Annotated in this window: 14 protein-coding genes; 5 read left to right on the forward strand and 9 right to left on the reverse strand. The window is 70.2% G+C overall.

Annotated features, from left to right (window positions below):
• Positions 1-229 precede the first annotated feature (229 nt).
• From ACTIGN_RS00675 to ACTIGN_RS00695, 5 genes are all read left to right on the forward strand, one after another.
• Entirely contained in the window at positions 230-1,750 is a 1,521-nt protein-coding gene (locus tag ACTIGN_RS00675; protein ID WP_439620433.1) for a sigma-70 family RNA polymerase sigma factor, read from the forward strand.
• A gap of 117 nt (positions 1,751-1,867) precedes the next feature.
• A complete protein-coding gene (locus tag ACTIGN_RS00680; RefSeq protein WP_439620434.1) occupies positions 1,868-2,935 on the forward strand; it encodes an OB-fold protein in 1,068 nt (355 codons plus the stop codon).
• Between the two features lie 24 nt (positions 2,936-2,959).
• Complete coding sequence (locus ACTIGN_RS00685; RefSeq protein WP_439620435.1) at positions 2,960-3,670, forward strand: hypothetical protein; 711 nt, start codon at positions 2,960-2,962, stop codon at positions 3,668-3,670.
• A gap of 116 nt (positions 3,671-3,786) precedes the next feature.
• On the forward strand, positions 3,787-4,986 hold the full coding sequence (locus tag ACTIGN_RS00690) for a glycosyltransferase (protein WP_439620437.1): 1,200 nt from the start codon (positions 3,787-3,789) through the stop codon (positions 4,984-4,986).
• A 20-nt stretch (positions 4,987-5,006) separates the two neighbouring features.
• The gene (locus ACTIGN_RS00695; protein WP_439620439.1) at positions 5,007-6,164 is read left to right on the forward strand and encodes a glycosyltransferase; all 1,158 of its coding nucleotides are present in this window, start codon (positions 5,007-5,009) and stop codon (positions 6,162-6,164) included.
• A gap of 6 nt (positions 6,165-6,170) precedes the next feature.
• Here ACTIGN_RS00695 and mug read toward each other — a convergent pair whose 3' ends face one another.
• From mug to ACTIGN_RS00740, 9 genes are all read right to left on the reverse strand, one after another.
• Complete coding sequence (gene mug / locus ACTIGN_RS00700) at positions 6,171-6,746, reverse strand: G/U mismatch-specific DNA glycosylase (protein WP_439620441.1); 576 nt, start codon at positions 6,744-6,746, stop codon at positions 6,171-6,173.
• A gap of 25 nt (positions 6,747-6,771) precedes the next feature.
• Complete coding sequence (locus tag ACTIGN_RS00705; protein WP_439620442.1) at positions 6,772-8,535, reverse strand: anti-sigma factor family protein; 1,764 nt, start codon at positions 8,533-8,535, stop codon at positions 6,772-6,774.
• Between the two features lie 32 nt (positions 8,536-8,567).
• Positions 8,568-9,230 (reverse strand): RNA polymerase sigma factor, encoded by a 663-nt coding sequence (locus ACTIGN_RS00710; protein ID WP_439620444.1) that lies wholly within the window; start codon positions 9,228-9,230, stop codon positions 8,568-8,570.
• A gap of 82 nt (positions 9,231-9,312) precedes the next feature.
• Positions 9,313-10,461 carry a 23S rRNA (adenine(2503)-C(2))-methyltransferase RlmN gene (rlmN, locus tag ACTIGN_RS00715; RefSeq protein ID WP_439620446.1) on the reverse strand — a complete coding sequence of 383 codons (1,149 nt, stop codon included), beginning with the start codon at positions 10,459-10,461 and terminating at the stop codon, positions 9,313-9,315.
• A gap of 54 nt (positions 10,462-10,515) precedes the next feature.
• Positions 10,516-12,372: a protein kinase domain-containing protein gene (locus tag ACTIGN_RS00720; RefSeq protein WP_439620448.1), complete on the reverse strand. Its 1,857-nt coding sequence runs from the start codon at positions 12,370-12,372 to the stop codon at positions 10,516-10,518.
• A 44-nt stretch (positions 12,373-12,416) separates the two neighbouring features.
• Positions 12,417-13,436 carry a methyltransferase gene (locus ACTIGN_RS00725; RefSeq protein WP_439620450.1) on the reverse strand — a complete coding sequence of 340 codons (1,020 nt, stop codon included), beginning with the start codon at positions 13,434-13,436 and terminating at the stop codon, positions 12,417-12,419.
• Between the two features lie 50 nt (positions 13,437-13,486).
• Complete coding sequence (locus tag ACTIGN_RS00730) at positions 13,487-14,848, reverse strand: acetyl ornithine aminotransferase family protein (RefSeq protein ID WP_439620451.1); 1,362 nt, start codon at positions 14,846-14,848, stop codon at positions 13,487-13,489.
• Between the two features lie 10 nt (positions 14,849-14,858).
• Positions 14,859-15,269 carry a hypothetical protein gene (locus ACTIGN_RS00735; RefSeq protein WP_439620453.1) on the reverse strand — a complete coding sequence of 137 codons (411 nt, stop codon included), beginning with the start codon at positions 15,267-15,269 and terminating at the stop codon, positions 14,859-14,861.
• Between the two features lie 19 nt (positions 15,270-15,288).
• Complete coding sequence (locus tag ACTIGN_RS00740) at positions 15,289-16,803, reverse strand: aldehyde dehydrogenase family protein (protein ID WP_439620454.1); 1,515 nt, start codon at positions 16,801-16,803, stop codon at positions 15,289-15,291.
• Positions 16,804-16,855: the final 52 nt, after the last annotated feature.

Below are 16,855 nucleotides of genomic sequence, written 5' to 3' on the forward strand. Positions count from 1 at the left end.
AGCGCCCCGGATTCAAGTGCTGTCCTGAACGCAAACATCAGGGGGTGGAGGGAGGAGTTGCTTCGCTGTCAAGCTGTCATGACGCCCACGACCGGCCCGAATCGTGTCTCCGCACAGAGTGAGCGCCGTCTGTTCGCGGGTTGCGGTACACTCGATCCGAGAAAACTCGCGAAATTGCGGACCCGGTTCCGGCTCGCGGGGCATTACTCGGTGCCGGTGGGAGGATGCGATGGCAGCAACGGGACTGGCGGGCTCCCTCGGGGCCGTCTTCGAGCAGGTTCGCGACGCGGTCGGCGGGGCCGACGGGGAGTTGCTCGCGCGGTACCGGACCCTGCGGGACGAGGACGCCTTCGGCTCGCTCGTTCGGCGGCACGGGCCGATGGTGCTGGGCGTGTGCCGGCGGGTGCTCCGCGACGCGCACGCGGCCGACGACGCATTCCAGGTCACGTTCCTCGTCCTCGCCCGCAAGGCCGACGCCGTTCGCCCGCCGGACCGGCTCGCGCCGTGGCTGTACGGGGTCGCCTACCGCACCGCTCTCAAGGCCCGCGGTCGTGCGGCCCGACGGCAGCAGGTCGAAGGCGAGTACGCGTCACAGTCACCGACGACCGCCACACAGACCGGCGAGGCAACGGACCTGCCGGCCGTTCTGGACGAGCAGGTGAACGCCCTCCCCGAGAAGTACCGCGTGCCGCTCGTACTGTGCGGGGTCCAGGGACTCAACAAGGCCGAGGCCGCCACACGGCTCGGGGTCCCGGAAGGCACTGTGTCGAGCCGTCTCGCTCGCGCCCGCGACATGCTCCGCGACCGGCTCTCGCGCCGCGGGGTGGTGGTGCCGGCGGCGGGCGGGTTCGCGGTCCTCGCGGCCGAGGAGTTGAGCGCCGCCGTCCCGCCGACGCTGACATCGACCACGATCCAACTTGCCGTGCGGGGGGGTGCGATTCCCCCCGCGATCCAGACACTTTCTCACGAGGTGATTCGTTCCATGAGCACTCTGAAACTCAACGTTCTCGGTCCCATCGCGCTCGGCGTCACGCTGGTCGGGGGCGGCTTCGGCCTCCTCGCAACCCAGGCCGACGAGAAGAAGCCCGCCGCACCCGACGCGGTGAAGCAGGCCGCGAAGCCGGACGGCGAGAAGCCCGCCGCCCCGAAAGACGGGCAGAAGCCGGCCGGCCCGAAGGACGGCGACAAGCCCGAGGACGACAAGCCCGCGGCCCCGAAGGACGGCGATAAGCCGAAGAAGACGCCGAAGTTCGCGGGGAAGGTGTCGGCCGTCGATGCCTCCGCGAAGACCATCACGCTCGTGACGAAGGGCGAGGCCGGTAACGAGATCGTCGTGAAGTTGACCGACTACGCGAAGGTGACCATCGACGGCAAGGACGCGAAGGTCGGCGACATCGCCAAGGGCGCGACGGCGACGTTCACGCTCGTCGCCGCGAAGGACGGCCAGCCGCGGACCGCGAACGAAGTGGTGGTGAGCGGCCTCAGTTTCGGTGGGTCGATCAAGCGCATCGACGGCGACGGCGTGACGGTCGGCAACGAGAAGTTCGACCGCGTCCTGAAGCTCGCCGCCGGCGGCAAGGTCCTCGTGGACGGCAAGGACGCGAAGCTCGCGGACCTCAAGGTCGGCGACCGCGTGACGGTGACGCTGACCGCCGACGACTCGGCCGCGGTGCTGATCGCGGTCGGAGGTCAGAAGCGAGACGGCGACAAGCCCAGGCCCGAGAAGGCCAAGCCGGAAGGCGACAAGTGACCGCACCGCGGACCGAATCGGTGTTGCGGGGCTCGGGCGGGTCGGGTGAACTGAGTTGAGACCGAGACCCCTTTCAGCGCCTTTCGGGCGTCCCACCACGGCACCGAGTCGCCCCCGATGAACCCCCACGACGAGTTCGACGACCGCGAGCCGCCCCGCCCGCGTCGCAACCGGCACGACGCGTACGGAGACGACCGCTCGCGTCGCGGCTGGGAACCTGAGCCGCCGGCGCAAACGAGCGTCGTCGGCATCATCGGACTGGTCGCCGGCACCGCCGGGCTCACGATCAGTTTCATCCCGTGCATCGGCGTCGTCGGCATGGTCGGCGGCGGCATCGGACTCGGCCTCGCGCTCCTCGGGGTGCTGGAAAGTCGCAACTCGGCCGGTCGCGTCTCGATGGGCGTGCCCATCGCCGGGGCGGCGGTCAGCACGGCGGCCCTGCTCGTCGGCGGTTTCTGGCTCGCCCTGATGACCGGCGCGTTCCGCGACAACCAGCGCCAGCAAGCGGACCCGCCCCCCATCCCTCCCGGCGACACGCCCATCGTCGTTCCCGCCGCGGACCTCGATCGCGAGTACGACGCGAACGAATTCGACGCCGACCGCAAGTACCGCGACAAGCAGGTCGAGATCACCGGCCGCGTCAAGCGCGTCGCCGACGACGTCACCCCAGGGCGGGTCACTCTGGTCCTCAACGGCCTGCCGGCCACGTCGGTGAACTGCGTCTTCCCCCTCACCGAGAAGCCGAACCTCGCTGTGCTGGAACCGGGCGACGAGGTCGTGATTCGCGGCCGGTGCAAGGGGAAGCTCAAGAACTCCGTGACGCTGGAGGACTGCAGGCGCGTTCTCAACGACCGCGAGCAGGAGGCCCGCGACGCGCCGCCGACGATCATCCTCGCCGACGTTCTGGTCAGCGAGTACGCTGACGTAGCCGCGGCCGACCGGAAGTACAAGGGCCGGGCGCTCGTGGTCACGGGCCACCTCGGGCCGATCATCCGCAGGGCGGGTACCGCGACCGTCTCGCTTCAAGACGACGACGGTAACGACCTGCTCAAGTGCGAGTTCGCGGCCGAGGAAGCGAAGCACCTCACGAGGCTGAAGGCCGGGCAGCGCGTGACGCTCCGCGGCCGCTGCCGCGGCAAGATCGACGACACGCTGACGCTTACCCAGTGTTCCGTCGCGAAGTGAGGCCGAACTTGGGAGGCTGAACCCATGCAACCACAGCGATTCGACACCATTCCCGGCCTCCTCGTGTACCCGAACTACTTCTCCCCGGAGTGGTGCGGCGCAGTCCTTCGAGATTCACTCGCGCTGCACGAGCGGCTCGAAACGTTCGCCGCGGCTGCCGGTCGGGTGGAGAAGGCGCACATCCCGCAGCCCGAGTTCGTCCGCAGTTCCAAGCACAACCTGGCGAGCGAAGAGTTCTACACGCGGGTCGTACTCCCCGAGGCGAACGAGCGCAACCTGAGCTGCGAGTTCTTTCCGAAGTACGGCGAGGACGGCCACGCACTGTGTTACTTCCGAGGCAACGCGAACCTTCCCGATTTCGTCCGCGACAGCCTGCTCGAACCGATCCGCCGGACGATGGAAGCCGCCGGCCTTGTTCGTCCCGACCAGGAGTTGGCCTGGAAGCTGACGATGAACTTCTACAAGAACGTTGGCGGGACAATCGCGGGGTTCCCGTTCCACGTTGACATCCCCGCCAACGGCGTCGTCACGATGATTCTCAACGTCCAGCGCGAGGCCTTGTTCCAGATCGCCAAGGGCGACCTCCTCACCGACGTCACCTTGGCAGTCGGCGCGCTCCTCGTCCTGAGCGGCGAGAGCCGGTACGAGTGGAAGCACCGGGTCGTGCCGATGGCAGCACCCGCTCAATCCTCGGGTGGCGTCGAGCGCGTGTCCCTGGTTCTGGGGTATCAGTGATGGGTCGGTGTCGTCCGCAAGAACGTTCCACTTGAACAAACTCCCCTCGACAACCGGGGCTCCGACCTCCTACACTTCCCATCCAGACGTTCGGTCCGAATCGGGAAAGGACTCCCGTGCGACTCGTCCACCTGACATCGAGCACGTTCTTCGGCGGCCCCGAGCGGCAGATGCTCGGCCTCGCCCAGGCCCTGCCGGCCGATGTCCGCACCACATTCGCCAGCTTCTCCGAGGGCGGCCGCAGCGCCGGCTTCCTCGACGAGATCCGCCGCAACGGCTTCCCGACGGTCCCACTCGCGGCCGACTTCCCGCACGCACTCGCCGCCGTTCGCGAGACAACCGCCTTGCTCCGCGACACGCAGTGCGACGCGCTCATCTGCCACGGGTACAAGGCGCACATCCTCGGTCGCGCCGCGGCGCGGCGGGCCGGCATCCCCGCGGTCGCTGTTTCCCGCGGCTGGACCGGCGAGACGCGCAAGGTGAAGGTTTACGAGTGGCTCGACCGCCGGCACCTGCGGTTCATGGACCACGTCGTGTGCGTCTCCGACGGGCAGGCCGCGAAGGTCCGCCGGTGGTGCCGCGTCCCGGCGGCGCGCATGAGCGTCATCCGAAACAGCGCCCGGCTCGCCGCGTTCGAGTCGCAAGACCCCGCTGCGCGCCAGCGGCTCCTCGGGTTCCTGCCGAGTGACAGCGGGGTGTCACAGGTCGTTCTGGCGGCCGGGCGGTTGAGCCCCGAGAAGGGGTTCGGCGTGCTCGTCGAGGCCGCCGCGACCGTCTGCCGTGAGAACCCGGCCGCGGGCGTCGTCCTGTTCGGCGAGGGCGTGCTGCGGCCCGAACTCGAAGCGCGTGTCCGCGACCACGGGCTCGCCAACCGGTTCGTCATACCCGGCTTCCGCACCGACCTCGACTCGCTCATCGGAGCGGCCGACGTCGTCGTGCTGCCGTCGTTCACCGAGGGGCTCCCGAACGTCGCGCTAGAGGCGAGCGCCGCGGGGGTGCCGGTCGTGGCAACGGCCGTCGGCGGCACGCCGGAGGCCATCGCCGACGGCGAAACGGGCTTCCTCGTTCCGCCGGGTCAACCGGCCCGCATCGCCGCGAAGGTCGGCGAGTTGCTCCGCGATCCCGAGCTGCGGGCGCGGTTCGGGGCCGCCGGCAAGCACCGGATGCGGACCACGTTCACGTTCGCCGCGCAGGCCGCCGCCTACCTGAAGTTGTTGCAGCAGTTGACGTCGCCGACCCGCGGCGCCGCGATGGATCGCGGCCCGCACTCCGCCACCGCACCCGCGCCCCGGCGCGGTTACGCGGTCGGCGGGTGACCCCATCTTGAGGAACATGGATGTCCGCACTCCTCGCGCCCCGTCGCCCGTCCGTCATTGCGCCCCCTGCACCGGTCGCCGAACCGGTCAAGGTCTGCTTCATGATCGACCGGCTGAGCCGGGCCGGAACGGAGTCGCAGCTCCTCGCCCTCCTGCGGGAACTCGACCGCATGCGCGTTCAACCGTCGCTCGTCCTCCTCGACGGCGAGGACGACCTCTCGCGCGCCCTCGAACCGGCCGACTGCCCGGTGATCCGCCTCGGCGTCCGCAAGTTGCTAAGCGTCTCGGCGACGCGGGCCGCGGCCCGGCTCCGGTCGTTCTGGCGCGAGCACCGGCCCGACGTGCTGCAAACGTACTTCCTCGACGCCGCGTACTTCGGCGCGCCGCTCGCCAAGGCGTGCGGCATCCGGCGCGTCGTCCGCGTGCAGAACAACCTTGGGTACTGGCTGAACGGCAAGCACCGCGTCCTCGGCCGGTGCGTGCGGCCGTTCGTTGACGCAATGCTCACCAACACCGACGCCGGCAAGCAGGCACTCGTCGAGCGCGAGCGGCACCGCGGCGACCGCGTCGTCGTGCTGGAGAACGGCGTCGACACGGCGCGGTTCAACCGGTTCATGTTCCCGGACACGTCGAAGCCGCGGGTGCGGGTCGGGTGCGTCGCGAACCTGCGGCCGGTGAAGAACATCGACGGGCTGATGCGGACCGCGAAGGCGGCGCTGGAGCGGTTCCCGCGGCTCACGTTCGATGTCGCCGGCGACGGCGAGCAGCGGCCCGAGTTGGAACGCCTGCACGCGGAACTCGGCCTCGGTGACCGGTTCAAGCTCCGCGGCTCGATCACCGACGTGGCCGGGTTCCTCCGCACCGTGGACGTCGCCGTGCTGCCGTCGCACTCCGAGGGGATGTCGAACGCACTGCTGGAGTACATGTCGGCCGGGCGGGCGGTCATCGCCACGGACGTCGGCGCGAACGCCCAGGTGCTCCGCCACGGGAAGGACGGGCTGATCGTGCCGGCGGGGGACAGCGAGGCGCTCGTCGGGGCGCTCGGCCAGATGCTGGAGAACCCGATGCGGGCCGCGGCGTTCGGGTCGTCGGCCCGCCGCCGGGTCGAGGCCGAGTACAGCCGCGACGCGATGTGCCGCCGCTTCGAGGCGTTCTACCGCACGATCACGTCCAACTGACCAGACTCACCCTGTGGCGGTCGAATCTGCGGCCGCCACGCGCAACTCGGCAAACACCTTCACGAGGTCGCCGGCCTGGTAGTGGGCGTTCAGCCCGCTGGGGTTCGGGAGCACCCACACGCGGGTCGGGCCGACCGGGTCGGCCTGCAACCCGGGCTTTGCTTTGGGCTGTGCGAACGCGACGCGGTACGCCCCGATGCCGAGTATGGCGAGGAACCGCGGGGCGTACTTCAGCACGGTGCGGCGCAGGCGCTTGCCGCCGGTAACCATCTCGTCGGCCGTGAGTTCGTCGGCCGCGGCCGTGGCACGGGCGACGACGTTCGTGATGCCGTACCCGAGCGGGATCAGTTGCTGCTCCTCGGACGGGTCGAACAGGCGCGGCGTAAACCCCGCGGCGTGGAGCGTCGGCCAGAAGCGGTTCCCGGGGCGGCCGAAGTGGTGTCCGATGGCGGCGGTGTAGAGCCCCGGGTTGATCCCGCAGAACAGCACCGACAGCGCCGGCGCGATCACGTCGGGGAGGGTCTTGTCCTGGGCCGCGAGGAGTTCGGCCCGAGTCGGGCGGTGCGGAGCGGGTTGCTTCATGTCGTGCCTGTCCGGGCGACGGCGGTCAGTTGATCCCCTTCACGCGCGGGCCGAGCCCGCCGTACATCGCGTCCCACCGCTTCGGCGAGCCCGGGAGCATCAGCCCCGGGGCCGAGAGGTCGCACTGCCTCGCGAGCCGCACGACCGCGTTCGGGTACTCGGGCCACTTCCCCTCGAGCGCTTCGAGCGCCTTGCGGTCGCCGGGCGGGAGCGCCGGGATCAGCTCACGCGTCACGAAGTGCCGCAGCGGTTCCTTGAACTCGGCGGGCCGGGCCGGGCCGAGCACGGGGGGCGGGATCTTGTCGCCCTTCTCCGATGTGGCGTAGGCGTTGACGGCGAGAGCGAAGTCCGGCCACTTGCCGACGTGGTTCTGGGTCGCGCTGCGGCCCCTGCCCTTCTCGAAGAACCGCTCGACGCGCGGCCCGAGTTGCTCGTACCGCGTGACCGGCTCGCCGGTCGCGGGCTCGGGCAGCAGGAACCGCTCGTACTTCTTCGCCGCGGCGTACACGTTGCGGCCGTAGGCGTACCACGGCATCCACCCGCCCTGCTCGGTCGCCAGCGCGAGGCTCGCGGCGTACCGCACCCGCTCGCCGTCTTCGAGCCGCCGCAACTTCTCGTCGTCGAGGCGGAACGCGGTCCGCACGAACTCGGCGACCTCCTTCTGCCGGGACGAGCTGTCGAACGGCCACGGGGTCTTGTTCGCGATGACGTCGTCGGCGTAGGTGCGGTAGAACGCCCACTCCTCGCGGTGCGCCTGCTCCTCCTCGCGCCACTGGCGGATCAGGTCGGCCTGGCCCGACGCGGGGAGGCCGTTGAGCTTGGCCCGCTGCGACGCGGTGAGGGCGTCGAGCCACTGCTGGTTGCGGAGCTTGCGGACCTCGTCGAGCCGGCGGCGGGCCGTGTCCGCGGCGAGCACCTGCTTCCGCTCGGGCTCCGGGAGCCTGTCGAGCCAGATCGTGTACGCTTCGAGGACGCGGTACCGCTGGTCGCGGGTCGGGCCGTCGAGCCCGCGGAGCTGCCGGTCGAGGTCGCGGATCGCCTGCTGGCGGGCGGCCGGGAGCGCCCGGAACGTGGTCGCGAGCCGGGCGAACGCCGCGCCGGACGGCTTGTCCGGTTCGACCGCGGGCGGCTTGGTGGCGAGGTCGACCAGCACCGCCGGTTCGTCGCCGAAGAACTCGCCCTTCGCGAGTTCGTTGACGAAGTCGAGGTCGTCGGCCCCGGCGTAGAGCGGGAGCCGCTCGACGATCGCGTGGTCGGCGACGTCGAGTTCCTGCGAGGTACCGTCGCGCTGGGCGTACCCCGGGTGGAGGTGGGCGTGGAGCGCGCCCGACGCGAAGTACCCGGCGGCCCCGCACGCGCACACGGCGGCGACCAGCCCGGCCGCCCACCGGCCCCACGAACTCGGCGGCGGGGCCAGGAACTGCGACCCGGACCCGGACAGGGCCGGCGTGACGACCCCGGACGTCGCACCCGACGGGGAGGGGGCGGCGACGGGCGTGGGTTGCGAACCGGAGCGGGTGGCGGGCGGCGGAACGACCGGGAGCCGCTCGAGCGTGCGGGTGGCGAACGTCGGCGACGGCTCGGTCCGCGGGAGGTAGTCGAGGAGGCCGAACGTCTCCTTGAGCGCCGCGGCCCTGCCGCGCGCGTCGGGGTCCGCGGCGAGCCGCGCCTCGATCTTGCGAGCGGCCTCGGCGTCGAGTTCGCCGTCCAGGTACGCGACCAGTTCGGCCTCGAACGGGTCGATTTCGTGGTCCTCGCCGTCGTCCGGCGGTGTCGATTCGCTACTCATACCGCGACCCCCACGGGGACAGACCGGACCGCTTATTCCGCCTCGTCGCCGCCGGCCGCGGGGTCCGGCGGGGGCTCGGCGTCCATGTAGATGTAACCCTGCAGCGCCTCGCGGAGCTTCGCCCGGGCGCGGCTCAGGAGCGACTTCACGCCCTTGCTCGTGAGTCCCATGACCTCGGCGATGTCGGTGTAGTTCATGTCCTCGAACTTGTTGAGGACGATGGCGACCCGCTGCCGCTCGTTGAGCCCGTCGAGCGCCCGGCGGATCACCACGGCGAGCTCCTGCTGCTGGAGCTGGTGCGCCGGCGGGGCGTCGCGGGTGGCCGCGGGGGCGTCGGTCGGGCGCGACCCGACGGCCCCGCTCTCGCTGACCTCCAGGGGCACCACCTGCCGCCGCTTGCGGTCCCGCAGCGCGTTGAGCGCGAGGTTGTTGGCGATGGTGAACAGCCAGGTCGAGAGCTTGGCCTTCGGCGTGTACTTCTTGCGGTTCCGGTACACCCGGAGGAACACCTCCTGGGCCAGGTCCTCGGCCTCGTCAGCGTTCCCGACGAGGTGGTGCATGACCCCGACGAGGCGGTGCTGGAACCGCTCGACCAGTTCCCCGAAGGCCGCGGAATCATCGTCCCGGACCCGGAGCATGAGCCGGATGTCCGGGTCGCGGAGGGCCATCTGGGCGCTGGTGTGACCGATCGGCACGGTTGGAGTCCGAACCCGGAGAAAGACCAAGGCTAACCACAGAGACACAGAGGCACAGAGAGAGGCGGGAGATAAGTTGTTGTCAAATCGGCTCCTCCGCCTTTCTCTGTGCCTCTGTGTCTCTGTGGTTAGCCTCTGCTTCGACTTTTCGCCGCAGTTGGCCGCACGCGGCGTCGATCTCGGTGCCCTTGCGCTTGCGGATCTTCACGCTCACCCCGCTCTGGCGGAGCGTGTCGACGAACCCCTGGAGGTCGCCCTCGTCCGGGCGGCGGTACACGAGCCCCTCCACGTCGTTCCACGGGATGAGGTTCACGTGCGCCTTGCGGCCGGCGAGGAGCCGGGCCAACTCCTTCGCGTGCGTCGGGCCGTCGTTGAGCCCGCCGAGGACGACGTACTCGTACGTCACCTGCCGGCCGGTCGTGGCGTAGAAGTCGTCGGCCGCTTCGAGGATCGCCGGGATGCCGGTCTTGTCGTTGGTCGGCACGATCTGCGTGCGGAGCGCGTCGTTCGGGGCGTGGAGCGAAACGGCCAGGTGGTACTGCTTCCCGGCCGCGGCCAGTTGTCGGATCTTCGCGGGCAGCCCGACCGTCGAGATGGTGACGTGCCGCTGGCCGATGCACAGGCCGTTCTTGTCGCCGGCGACCGCGAGCGCCTCCAGCAGGCGGTCGAGGTTCGCGAGCGGCTCGCCCATGCCCATCACGACGATGTGCGTGAGCCGCGGGGCGCGGTCCGGGTTCGTGGTGGTCGGGTCGGTGAGGTTGCGGAGCCGGACGAGCTGCTCGACGATCTCGCCGACGGTGAGGTTCCGCACGACCCCGTTCAGGCCGCTGGCGCAGAACACGCACCCCATGCCGCACCCGACCTGGGTGCTGACGCACGCGGTCGCCCGGCCGCCGTCCTGGATCAGGACGCACTCGATCATGCGGTCGTCGGCGAGCCGCAGCACGAGTTTGTGCGTGTCGTCGGACTGCGCGAACAGGTGCCGCTCGACCCGCGTCGAGAAGACCGAGAACGCCGCGGCCAGATCGGCCCGCAAGGTCTTCGGCAGGTCGGACATGGCCTCGAACGACTCGGCCCGGTTCGCGAGGACCTGGCGGCGGATCTGGGCGACGCGCATGGGCGGCTGCCGCCGCTCGGCGAGCCAGGCGCGCAGCTCCTCGGCCGGCACGTCGAGGATGCCGGGCAGCGGCGCGGGGGTCGGTTCGTTCAGGAGTGGCAGTGTGGCAGACATAGCTGACATTCTACGGCCGCGGTGGGGGGCGGGGAAGCTACCGCCCGATCGACTTCACCCGGCCGAGTCCCGCTGCCACACGGCGGTGAGTTGCCGCAGCTTCCCGGTCAGCCGCTCCGCGATGCCGACCCCCGCGACGCCCACGCCGATCAGCCCCCCGACCAGGAGCCGGAACCCGAGCGTCATGACGCCGTCGGTGAGTGCGATCAGCAGCACGGCCCCGGTCAGCGGCACGGCCGATGCGAGCAGCACGAACGGGCCGAACGCCACCGTCACCGGGCGCACCTCCGCCCACATGCCCGCCGGGGTGTACGTGTCCGGGTTCCCCAGGTTCGGGAGCAGCGCGCGGAGCACCACGGCCTGGATCGCGAGGTAGCTGAACACGACGGCGATGAGCCCGGCCAGCGTGAACGACACGATGTAGTGCGCGTACAGCTTCCAGTCGAAGTTGCCGGCGGCGAGGTCGATGACCAGCGGGAACACGATGCCGCCCGAGAACCACCCGAACGCGCCGAGGCCGACCGCCCACCAGCCGAGCCGCAGCACCCGGGCGCGGAGTTCGTCCACCGCAGGCCCGGGGGCCAGCACCAGGCCCACGAGCCCCTGCTTGATCCGCCAGATGAGGTACGCGGCCGTGCCGGCGCAAACCGAGTACGCGAACAGGTTGTACCCGATAATGAGCATCAAGAAGACGCCCTGCTGCTCCGCGTTCAGTTTGATCTCGACCGCGTTGTACCCGATGTTCACGGCCGTCGCGGGGACGTGCGGGAGGATGGCCGCGAGCGTGAGCCCGGCGATCGGGTGGGCGGTCACCCAGCGGGCGATGCGGACCGGCGGGGGGAGCGCGCGGCGGGCCGCGAGGAGGTGCCACGCGGCGTCGAGGGCGCGGGCCAGGTCGGTGCCGGTCTGGTAGCGGTTGGCGGGGAGCGAGTCGAGGCACCGGCGGATCACGGCGGCCAGCTCCCGCGGCACCCCGACCAGAACGGGGATCGGTTCGTCCGCGCCCTCGGTCCGCGCGGGCGGGAGCCGCCGGCCGGTCGCGAGTTCGTGCAGCACGAGGCCGAGGGAGTAGATGTCGGACCGCTCGTCCACGCGGCCGGTCGGCTGGCCGTACACCGCGGCCCGGTGCTCCGGGGCCATGTACGCGATCGTGCCGCCGACCCCGCCCCCCGCGGGGTCGAGCCGCCGCCGGTCGAACGCGACGTTGAAGTCCGCGAGCATCGGCCGCCCGTACTGGGTCAGCAGGATGTTCCCGGGCTTGATGTCGCAGTGCAGGACGCCGCGGGCGTGCGCGAACGCCAGCGCCTCGGCCAGCCGCGCCCCGATCCGGCAGACGGCCTGCGGGAACGAGTCGCCCGCGAGCGCCTCGCGGTCGCGGAGGGCGGCCGGGTCGAAGTCGGCGACGCCCCGGCGGGTCGCGTCGAGGGCCGAGAGGATCGCGGTGCCCGACTCGGGCGGCCGGCCCCCGGCGTGGACCTTGCGGACGATGGCGTTGAGGTCGGCCCCGGGGACGTACTGGAGGCACAGGCCCCGGGCCCCGCTCTGGTGGTCGTGGAACTCCGAGTACACTTTGACGATGTGGTCGTGCTCCAGGCCCGCGAGGAGCTTCCCCTCGTTCTTCGTCCGCGCGTCGGACCTGGCGGTCTCGGGGCCGATGGTGCCCGACGACGTGTCGTCCTTCTCGCCCGTCCCCAGGCGCGTCACCTTGAGAGCGACCTCGCGGCCGAGCGAGTTCTGCCGCGCCAGGTAGACCTGCCCGAACGCGCCCTCCCCGAGCTTGGTAATGATGGCGAAGTCCCCGATCTGTGTGACCGGCGGCGCGGGCGGGGGCGGCGTGACGGCCTCGCCGCGGATCATCTCCGGCGGGGACGTTTGCGCCAGCGTCGGTTCGTGACTGGAGGACTGGGCCATGAGGCTCCCCGGGGCACGTTCGCATTTTACCGGGGAGACGGCCTTCAGGCAGGGACGGCTTCCACTAACCCGAACGGCCCCTCGGTCGGGACCACCCGCGTGAGGCGGAACCCCGCGCCCGAAAGGAGCGTGCGGTACTCGGCCTCGGTTCGCTCCTTTCCGTCGCAGATGACCATCATCTCGAGGTCGAGGACGTGCGACATGTGCGGCGCGAACCCCGGCGGGACGACCAGTTCCACGAGCAGGAGCGTCCCGGTCGGGGCGAGCGCCGCCCGGCACGCCTTCAGGATGCCCGTGGCCCTTTCGTCGTTCCAGTCGTGGATGATGTTCTTCATCAGGATCAAGTCGCCGGTCGGCACGGCGGTGAAGAAGTCGCCGCCCTCGGCGCGGCACCGGTCGCCCAACCCCGCGGCCTTGATCGCCTCCGTCGCGCCAACCGCCACCGACGGCGCGTCGAACACGACGCCCTTGACCGCCGGGTTCGCCTTCAGGATCGCCGTCAACAGAGCGCCGTGCCCACCGCCGACGTCCACGACCGTGCCGAACTTCGAGAAGTCGTAGGCCTTCAGCACCGCGGCCGCCGCTTGCTGCGAGAACCCGGTCATGCCCTCGTTGAACGTGGCGGCCTCGTCCGGGTGCTTGGCGAAGTAGTCGAACACGCCCTCGCCGAACATCCGGTCGAACACCGGTTGCCCGCTCTTCACCGCGCCGGCCAGGTCGCCCCACGGCTTCCAGCTCCACGGGTCGCAGACGTAGGTGGCGATCGGCCGGACCGAGCCCGGCACGTCGGTGCGGAGCAGGTTCCCCATCGGGGTGAGCGAGAACCGGGCCGCCTCGTCGCCCGCGAACACGCCCATCCCCGCGAGCGCCCGCAAGACGCGGTACAGGTGGCCGGCGTGTAGGCCCGTGGCGGTGGCGAGTTCGGCGGCGGTCTTCGGGCCGTCCACGAGTTGATCGGCGATCTTGAACCGGGCCGCGACGGAGAGCGCCTGCGTGACGGCCTTGCCGAAGGCCATCTGCATCAACAGCACTTCGGGCGGCGGTGCTGGTGGCGTGGGGGACATGCTGAATCCTTTCAGTTGTGCGGCGGGCGAGCGGTTAGATTATGCGCCGCTCACACCACCGGCAGCGGGCCGCTCGTCGGGGCGCGCGGCCCCGGCGGCTTCGCGGGCTCCACGGCACCGAGGACGCCGTCGAGGATGTGCAGGCACGTCTCGACTTGCCCGGCGGTGACGCACAGCGGCGGGCAGAAGCGGAGTGCTGTCTCGCCGCAGCCGAGGAGCAGCAGCCCGCGGTGGAACGCCGCCTGGATCACCGTTTCCTTGTGCGCCGCGGTCGGCAGGTCGGCGGCGGTCATCAGCCCCAGGCCGCGGACGCCCGAGACTTCCGGGTGCCGTGCGGCGAGGTCGCGGAGCCCGGCCCGCAGTTGCTCGCCGCGGGCGGTCGCGTTTTTCATGTACTCGCCCTCGAGGAGATCGATCGTGGCCAGCGACGCCCGGCACGCGACGGGGTTCCCGCCGAACGTGCTCGCGTGGCTCCCGGGCGGCCAGTCCATCACGTGGGCCTTCGAGATGATCGCGCCGAGCGGCATCCCGCTCGCGATCCCCTTCGCGGAGCAGATGATGTCGGGCTCGACGCCGTAGTGCTCGACCGCGAACATCTTCCCCGTGCGGCCTATGCCCGACTGCACCTCATCGACCACGAGCAGGATGCCGTGCTTGTCGCACAGTTCCCGCAGCCCCGTCAGGCACCCCTTCGGGATCGGGTGGTAGCCCCCTTCCCCCTGGATCGGCTCGACGAAGACCGCCGCGACCTCTTCCGGCGGACAGGTGCGGTGGAAGATGGTGTCTTCGATTTCTTGAACGAGTCGGCACTTATTGCGGCACGGTCCTCCCTCGGGACACGCCCGCGGGAAGTTGACGTGGTGGATGTCGGGCACGAGCGGCGAGAACCCGCGGCGGTGGATCAGCTTCGAGCCGCTGAGCGACATCGCGCCGTAGGTGCGGCCGTGGAACGCGCCGAAGAACGCGACCACGCGGTTCCGCTTCGTGTGCCACCGGGCGAGCTTGAGGGCCCCTTCGAGCGCCTCGGCCCCGCTGTTGCAAAAGAACACCTTCTTCGGCGTCGGCCCCGGCGCGACCCGGGCGAGCCGCTCGGCGAGGTCGATCTGCGGGCGGTAGTAGAAGTCGGTGCCGCTCATGTGGAGCAGCTTCTCGGACTGGTCCTTGATCGCGGCGACGACCTCCGGGTGGCAGTGGCCGGTGTTCGTGACGGCGATCCCAGCGGTGAAGTCGAGGAACAGGTTGCCGTCCACGTCCTCGATGACGGCCCCGCTGCCGCGCTCGACGAACAGCGGGTACACCGGCGTGTACGACGGCGACACGTAGAGCTTGTCGCGGGTGAGCATCTCCGCACCGTTCGGCCCCGGGAGAGCGGTGCGAACGTCGGGAACCGTTCGGTCGTCGAAGAGCCACATGGGAGAGTCCTCACGAGATGCTTGTTGGTCGATCTCCATTCACGCGGCGCAGGTGATTCTGCACAGTTTCGATTAACTGTCGGTGGAACACGGATTGGCTGTCGCACCACTGCGGGATATCCGCTGAGTTCGAAAACAAAACAGCGTGGTGAGCGCAGTCCATCGAGGTCATTCTGAATGCCTCCCAGCCGATGGCACTCACTTGGTACACCGCCTCACCGACATTTCCGGAGACGAATTCCAGATATCCACCGTCATGAAGGTACTCGGCCAACCTCATGTCGAGTGAGAACACGTCACGGCACAATTGTTCAAGCCGTGCCAACTGCTCCTGCGTGATAGGTTGGTGAATGACCCGCGGACGAAAAGCGACCTCAAGTGGATCGAAGTAGCCGATACAGACGCGGCAGATCATTGACATACTTGACTCCAGCAACGACTCACGCCGGGCCGCCGTCGATCGCGGTCGTTAGCCCCTGGGCCATCTTGATGTCGGTGCCGTGGTTCACGGTCCAAGCGGTGCGGTGCGTCACGGCTTCCACCAGCGCCGCGGCCGACGGGTGGCCGTTGCCGCTCTTCTTCACGCCGCCGAACGGGAGGTGGACCTCCGCACCGATGCACGGCAGGTTGACGTACCCCATGCCGTAGTCGCACTCGTCGCGGAAGAACCGCATCCGCCGGTAGCTCTCGGTGATGACCGCCATCGACAGGCCGTACTCGGTGTCGTTGGCGATGCGAGCGGCGTCATCGTCGGTGCGAAACGGGACCAGCGCGACGTGCGGCCCGAACACCTCCTCGCGGATGACACGCATCCCCGGTCGAGGTTCGGTGCGGTACACGAACGGCGAGAGGTAGCAGCCCTTCGCACCCGCCGGGGCGGTCTCGCCCTCGTCGAGTAGGACCGTCGCGCCCTCTTCCCTCGCGAGCGCGTTGTAGCGCAGGATCTTCTCGACCGACTCGCGGTGGATGACCGGCCCCGCGAAGTTCTTCGGGTCGAGCGGATCGCCGAACCGCAGGCGCTTCGCGGTCTCGACGAACGCCGTTTGGTAGCGGTCGATCAGCGACTCGTGGACGAGGACGCGGCTGGCCGACACGCACCGCTGCCCGGTCGTCTTGAACGCGCTCAGGATGCCGGCGGTGACGGCGAGGTCGAGAAGTGCGTCCTCGCACACGATCACCGCGTTCTTCCCACCCATCTCGGCCGCGACGGTGCGGTCGTGCATCCCCGCCGACACCTCCTGAATGTGTCGGCCGACGTCGTAGCTGCCGGTGAAGCAGACCACGTTCACGCCGGGGTTCCGCACGAGCGCCTCGCCCGTCTCCCCGGCCCCGTGAACGAGGTTCAGCGTGCCCCCGGGGAACCCGGCCTCGGCGAACAACTCCACGAGCCGCTGCCCGACCGCGGGCGTGTCCTCGCTCGGCTTGAACACGCAGGTGTTGCCTTCGAGCAGCGACGGCCCAAGCATCCACAGCGGCACCGCGAACGGGAAGTTCCACGGGGTGATGACGGCGACGACCCCCCACGGCTTCCGCCGCACGAGCACGTCCTTCTCGGCGATCTCACTGGCGAGCACCTCGCCGTAGGGCATGCGGCCGGTGCCGAAGACGTACTGCACCATGTGCAGCCCCTCGACCACCTCGGCGCGGCACTCGGTGACGTTCTTGCCGCACTCGCGGGCCATCAGTTCCGCGAGCGCGTCGGTGTCGCGCTTGATGAGCTGCGCGAGCCGGTCGAAGCACTCGGCCCGCACGACGCGGCTCGTTCGCCGCCATCCCGGGAACGCGGCGCGTGCGGCACCGACCGCCGCGTTCACCTCCGCCGTGGTCGCGACCGGGAACGCGCCGACGACCTGCGAGAGGTCCGCGGGGCTGAGGCTCTGGAAGTCGTCGCGGGGCGGGGACCACTCACCGGCGATCGCGAGCCGGCCCCGGACCGGGGGGAGAAGAAGGGCCATGTGACACCTGGGAGCGGGCGCAGGGGACGTGCGGCGTCTGCCGCATTCTACG

It is taken from the genome of Gemmata sp., assembly GCF_051859125.1.
Taxonomy (GTDB): domain Bacteria; phylum Planctomycetota; class Planctomycetia; order Gemmatales; family Gemmataceae; genus Gemmata.

Coding starts and splice junctions, on each gene's coding strand:
- ACTIGN_RS00675 (WP_439620433.1), top strand. CDS start 230: ATGGCAGCAACGGGACTGGCGGGCTCCCTCGGGGCCGTCTTCGAGCAG.
- ACTIGN_RS00680 (WP_439620434.1), top strand. CDS start 1,868: ATGAACCCCCACGACGAGTTCGACGACCGCGAGCCGCCCCGCCCGCGT.
- ACTIGN_RS00685 (WP_439620435.1), top strand. CDS start 2,960: ATGCAACCACAGCGATTCGACACCATTCCCGGCCTCCTCGTGTACCCG.
- ACTIGN_RS00695 (WP_439620439.1), top strand. CDS start 5,007: ATGTCCGCACTCCTCGCGCCCCGTCGCCCGTCCGTCATTGCGCCCCCT.
- mug (WP_439620441.1), bottom strand. CDS start 6,746: ATGAAGCAACCCGCTCCGCACCGCCCGACTCGGGCCGAACTCCTCGCG.
- ACTIGN_RS00705 (WP_439620442.1), bottom strand. CDS start 8,535: ATGAGTAGCGAATCGACACCGCCGGACGACGGCGAGGACCACGAAATC.
- rlmN (WP_439620446.1), bottom strand. CDS start 10,461: ATGTCTGCCACACTGCCACTCCTGAACGAACCGACCCCCGCGCCGCTG.
- ACTIGN_RS00720 (WP_439620448.1), bottom strand. CDS start 12,372: ATGGCCCAGTCCTCCAGTCACGAACCGACGCTGGCGCAAACGTCCCCG.
- ACTIGN_RS00725 (WP_439620450.1), bottom strand. CDS start 13,436: ATGTCCCCCACGCCACCAGCACCGCCGCCCGAAGTGCTGTTGATGCAG.
- ACTIGN_RS00730 (WP_439620451.1), bottom strand. CDS start 14,848: ATGTGGCTCTTCGACGACCGAACGGTTCCCGACGTTCGCACCGCTCTC.
- ACTIGN_RS00735 (WP_439620453.1), bottom strand. CDS start 15,269: ATGTCAATGATCTGCCGCGTCTGTATCGGCTACTTCGATCCACTTGAG.
- ACTIGN_RS00740 (WP_439620454.1), bottom strand. CDS start 16,803: ATGGCCCTTCTTCTCCCCCCGGTCCGGGGCCGGCTCGCGATCGCCGGT.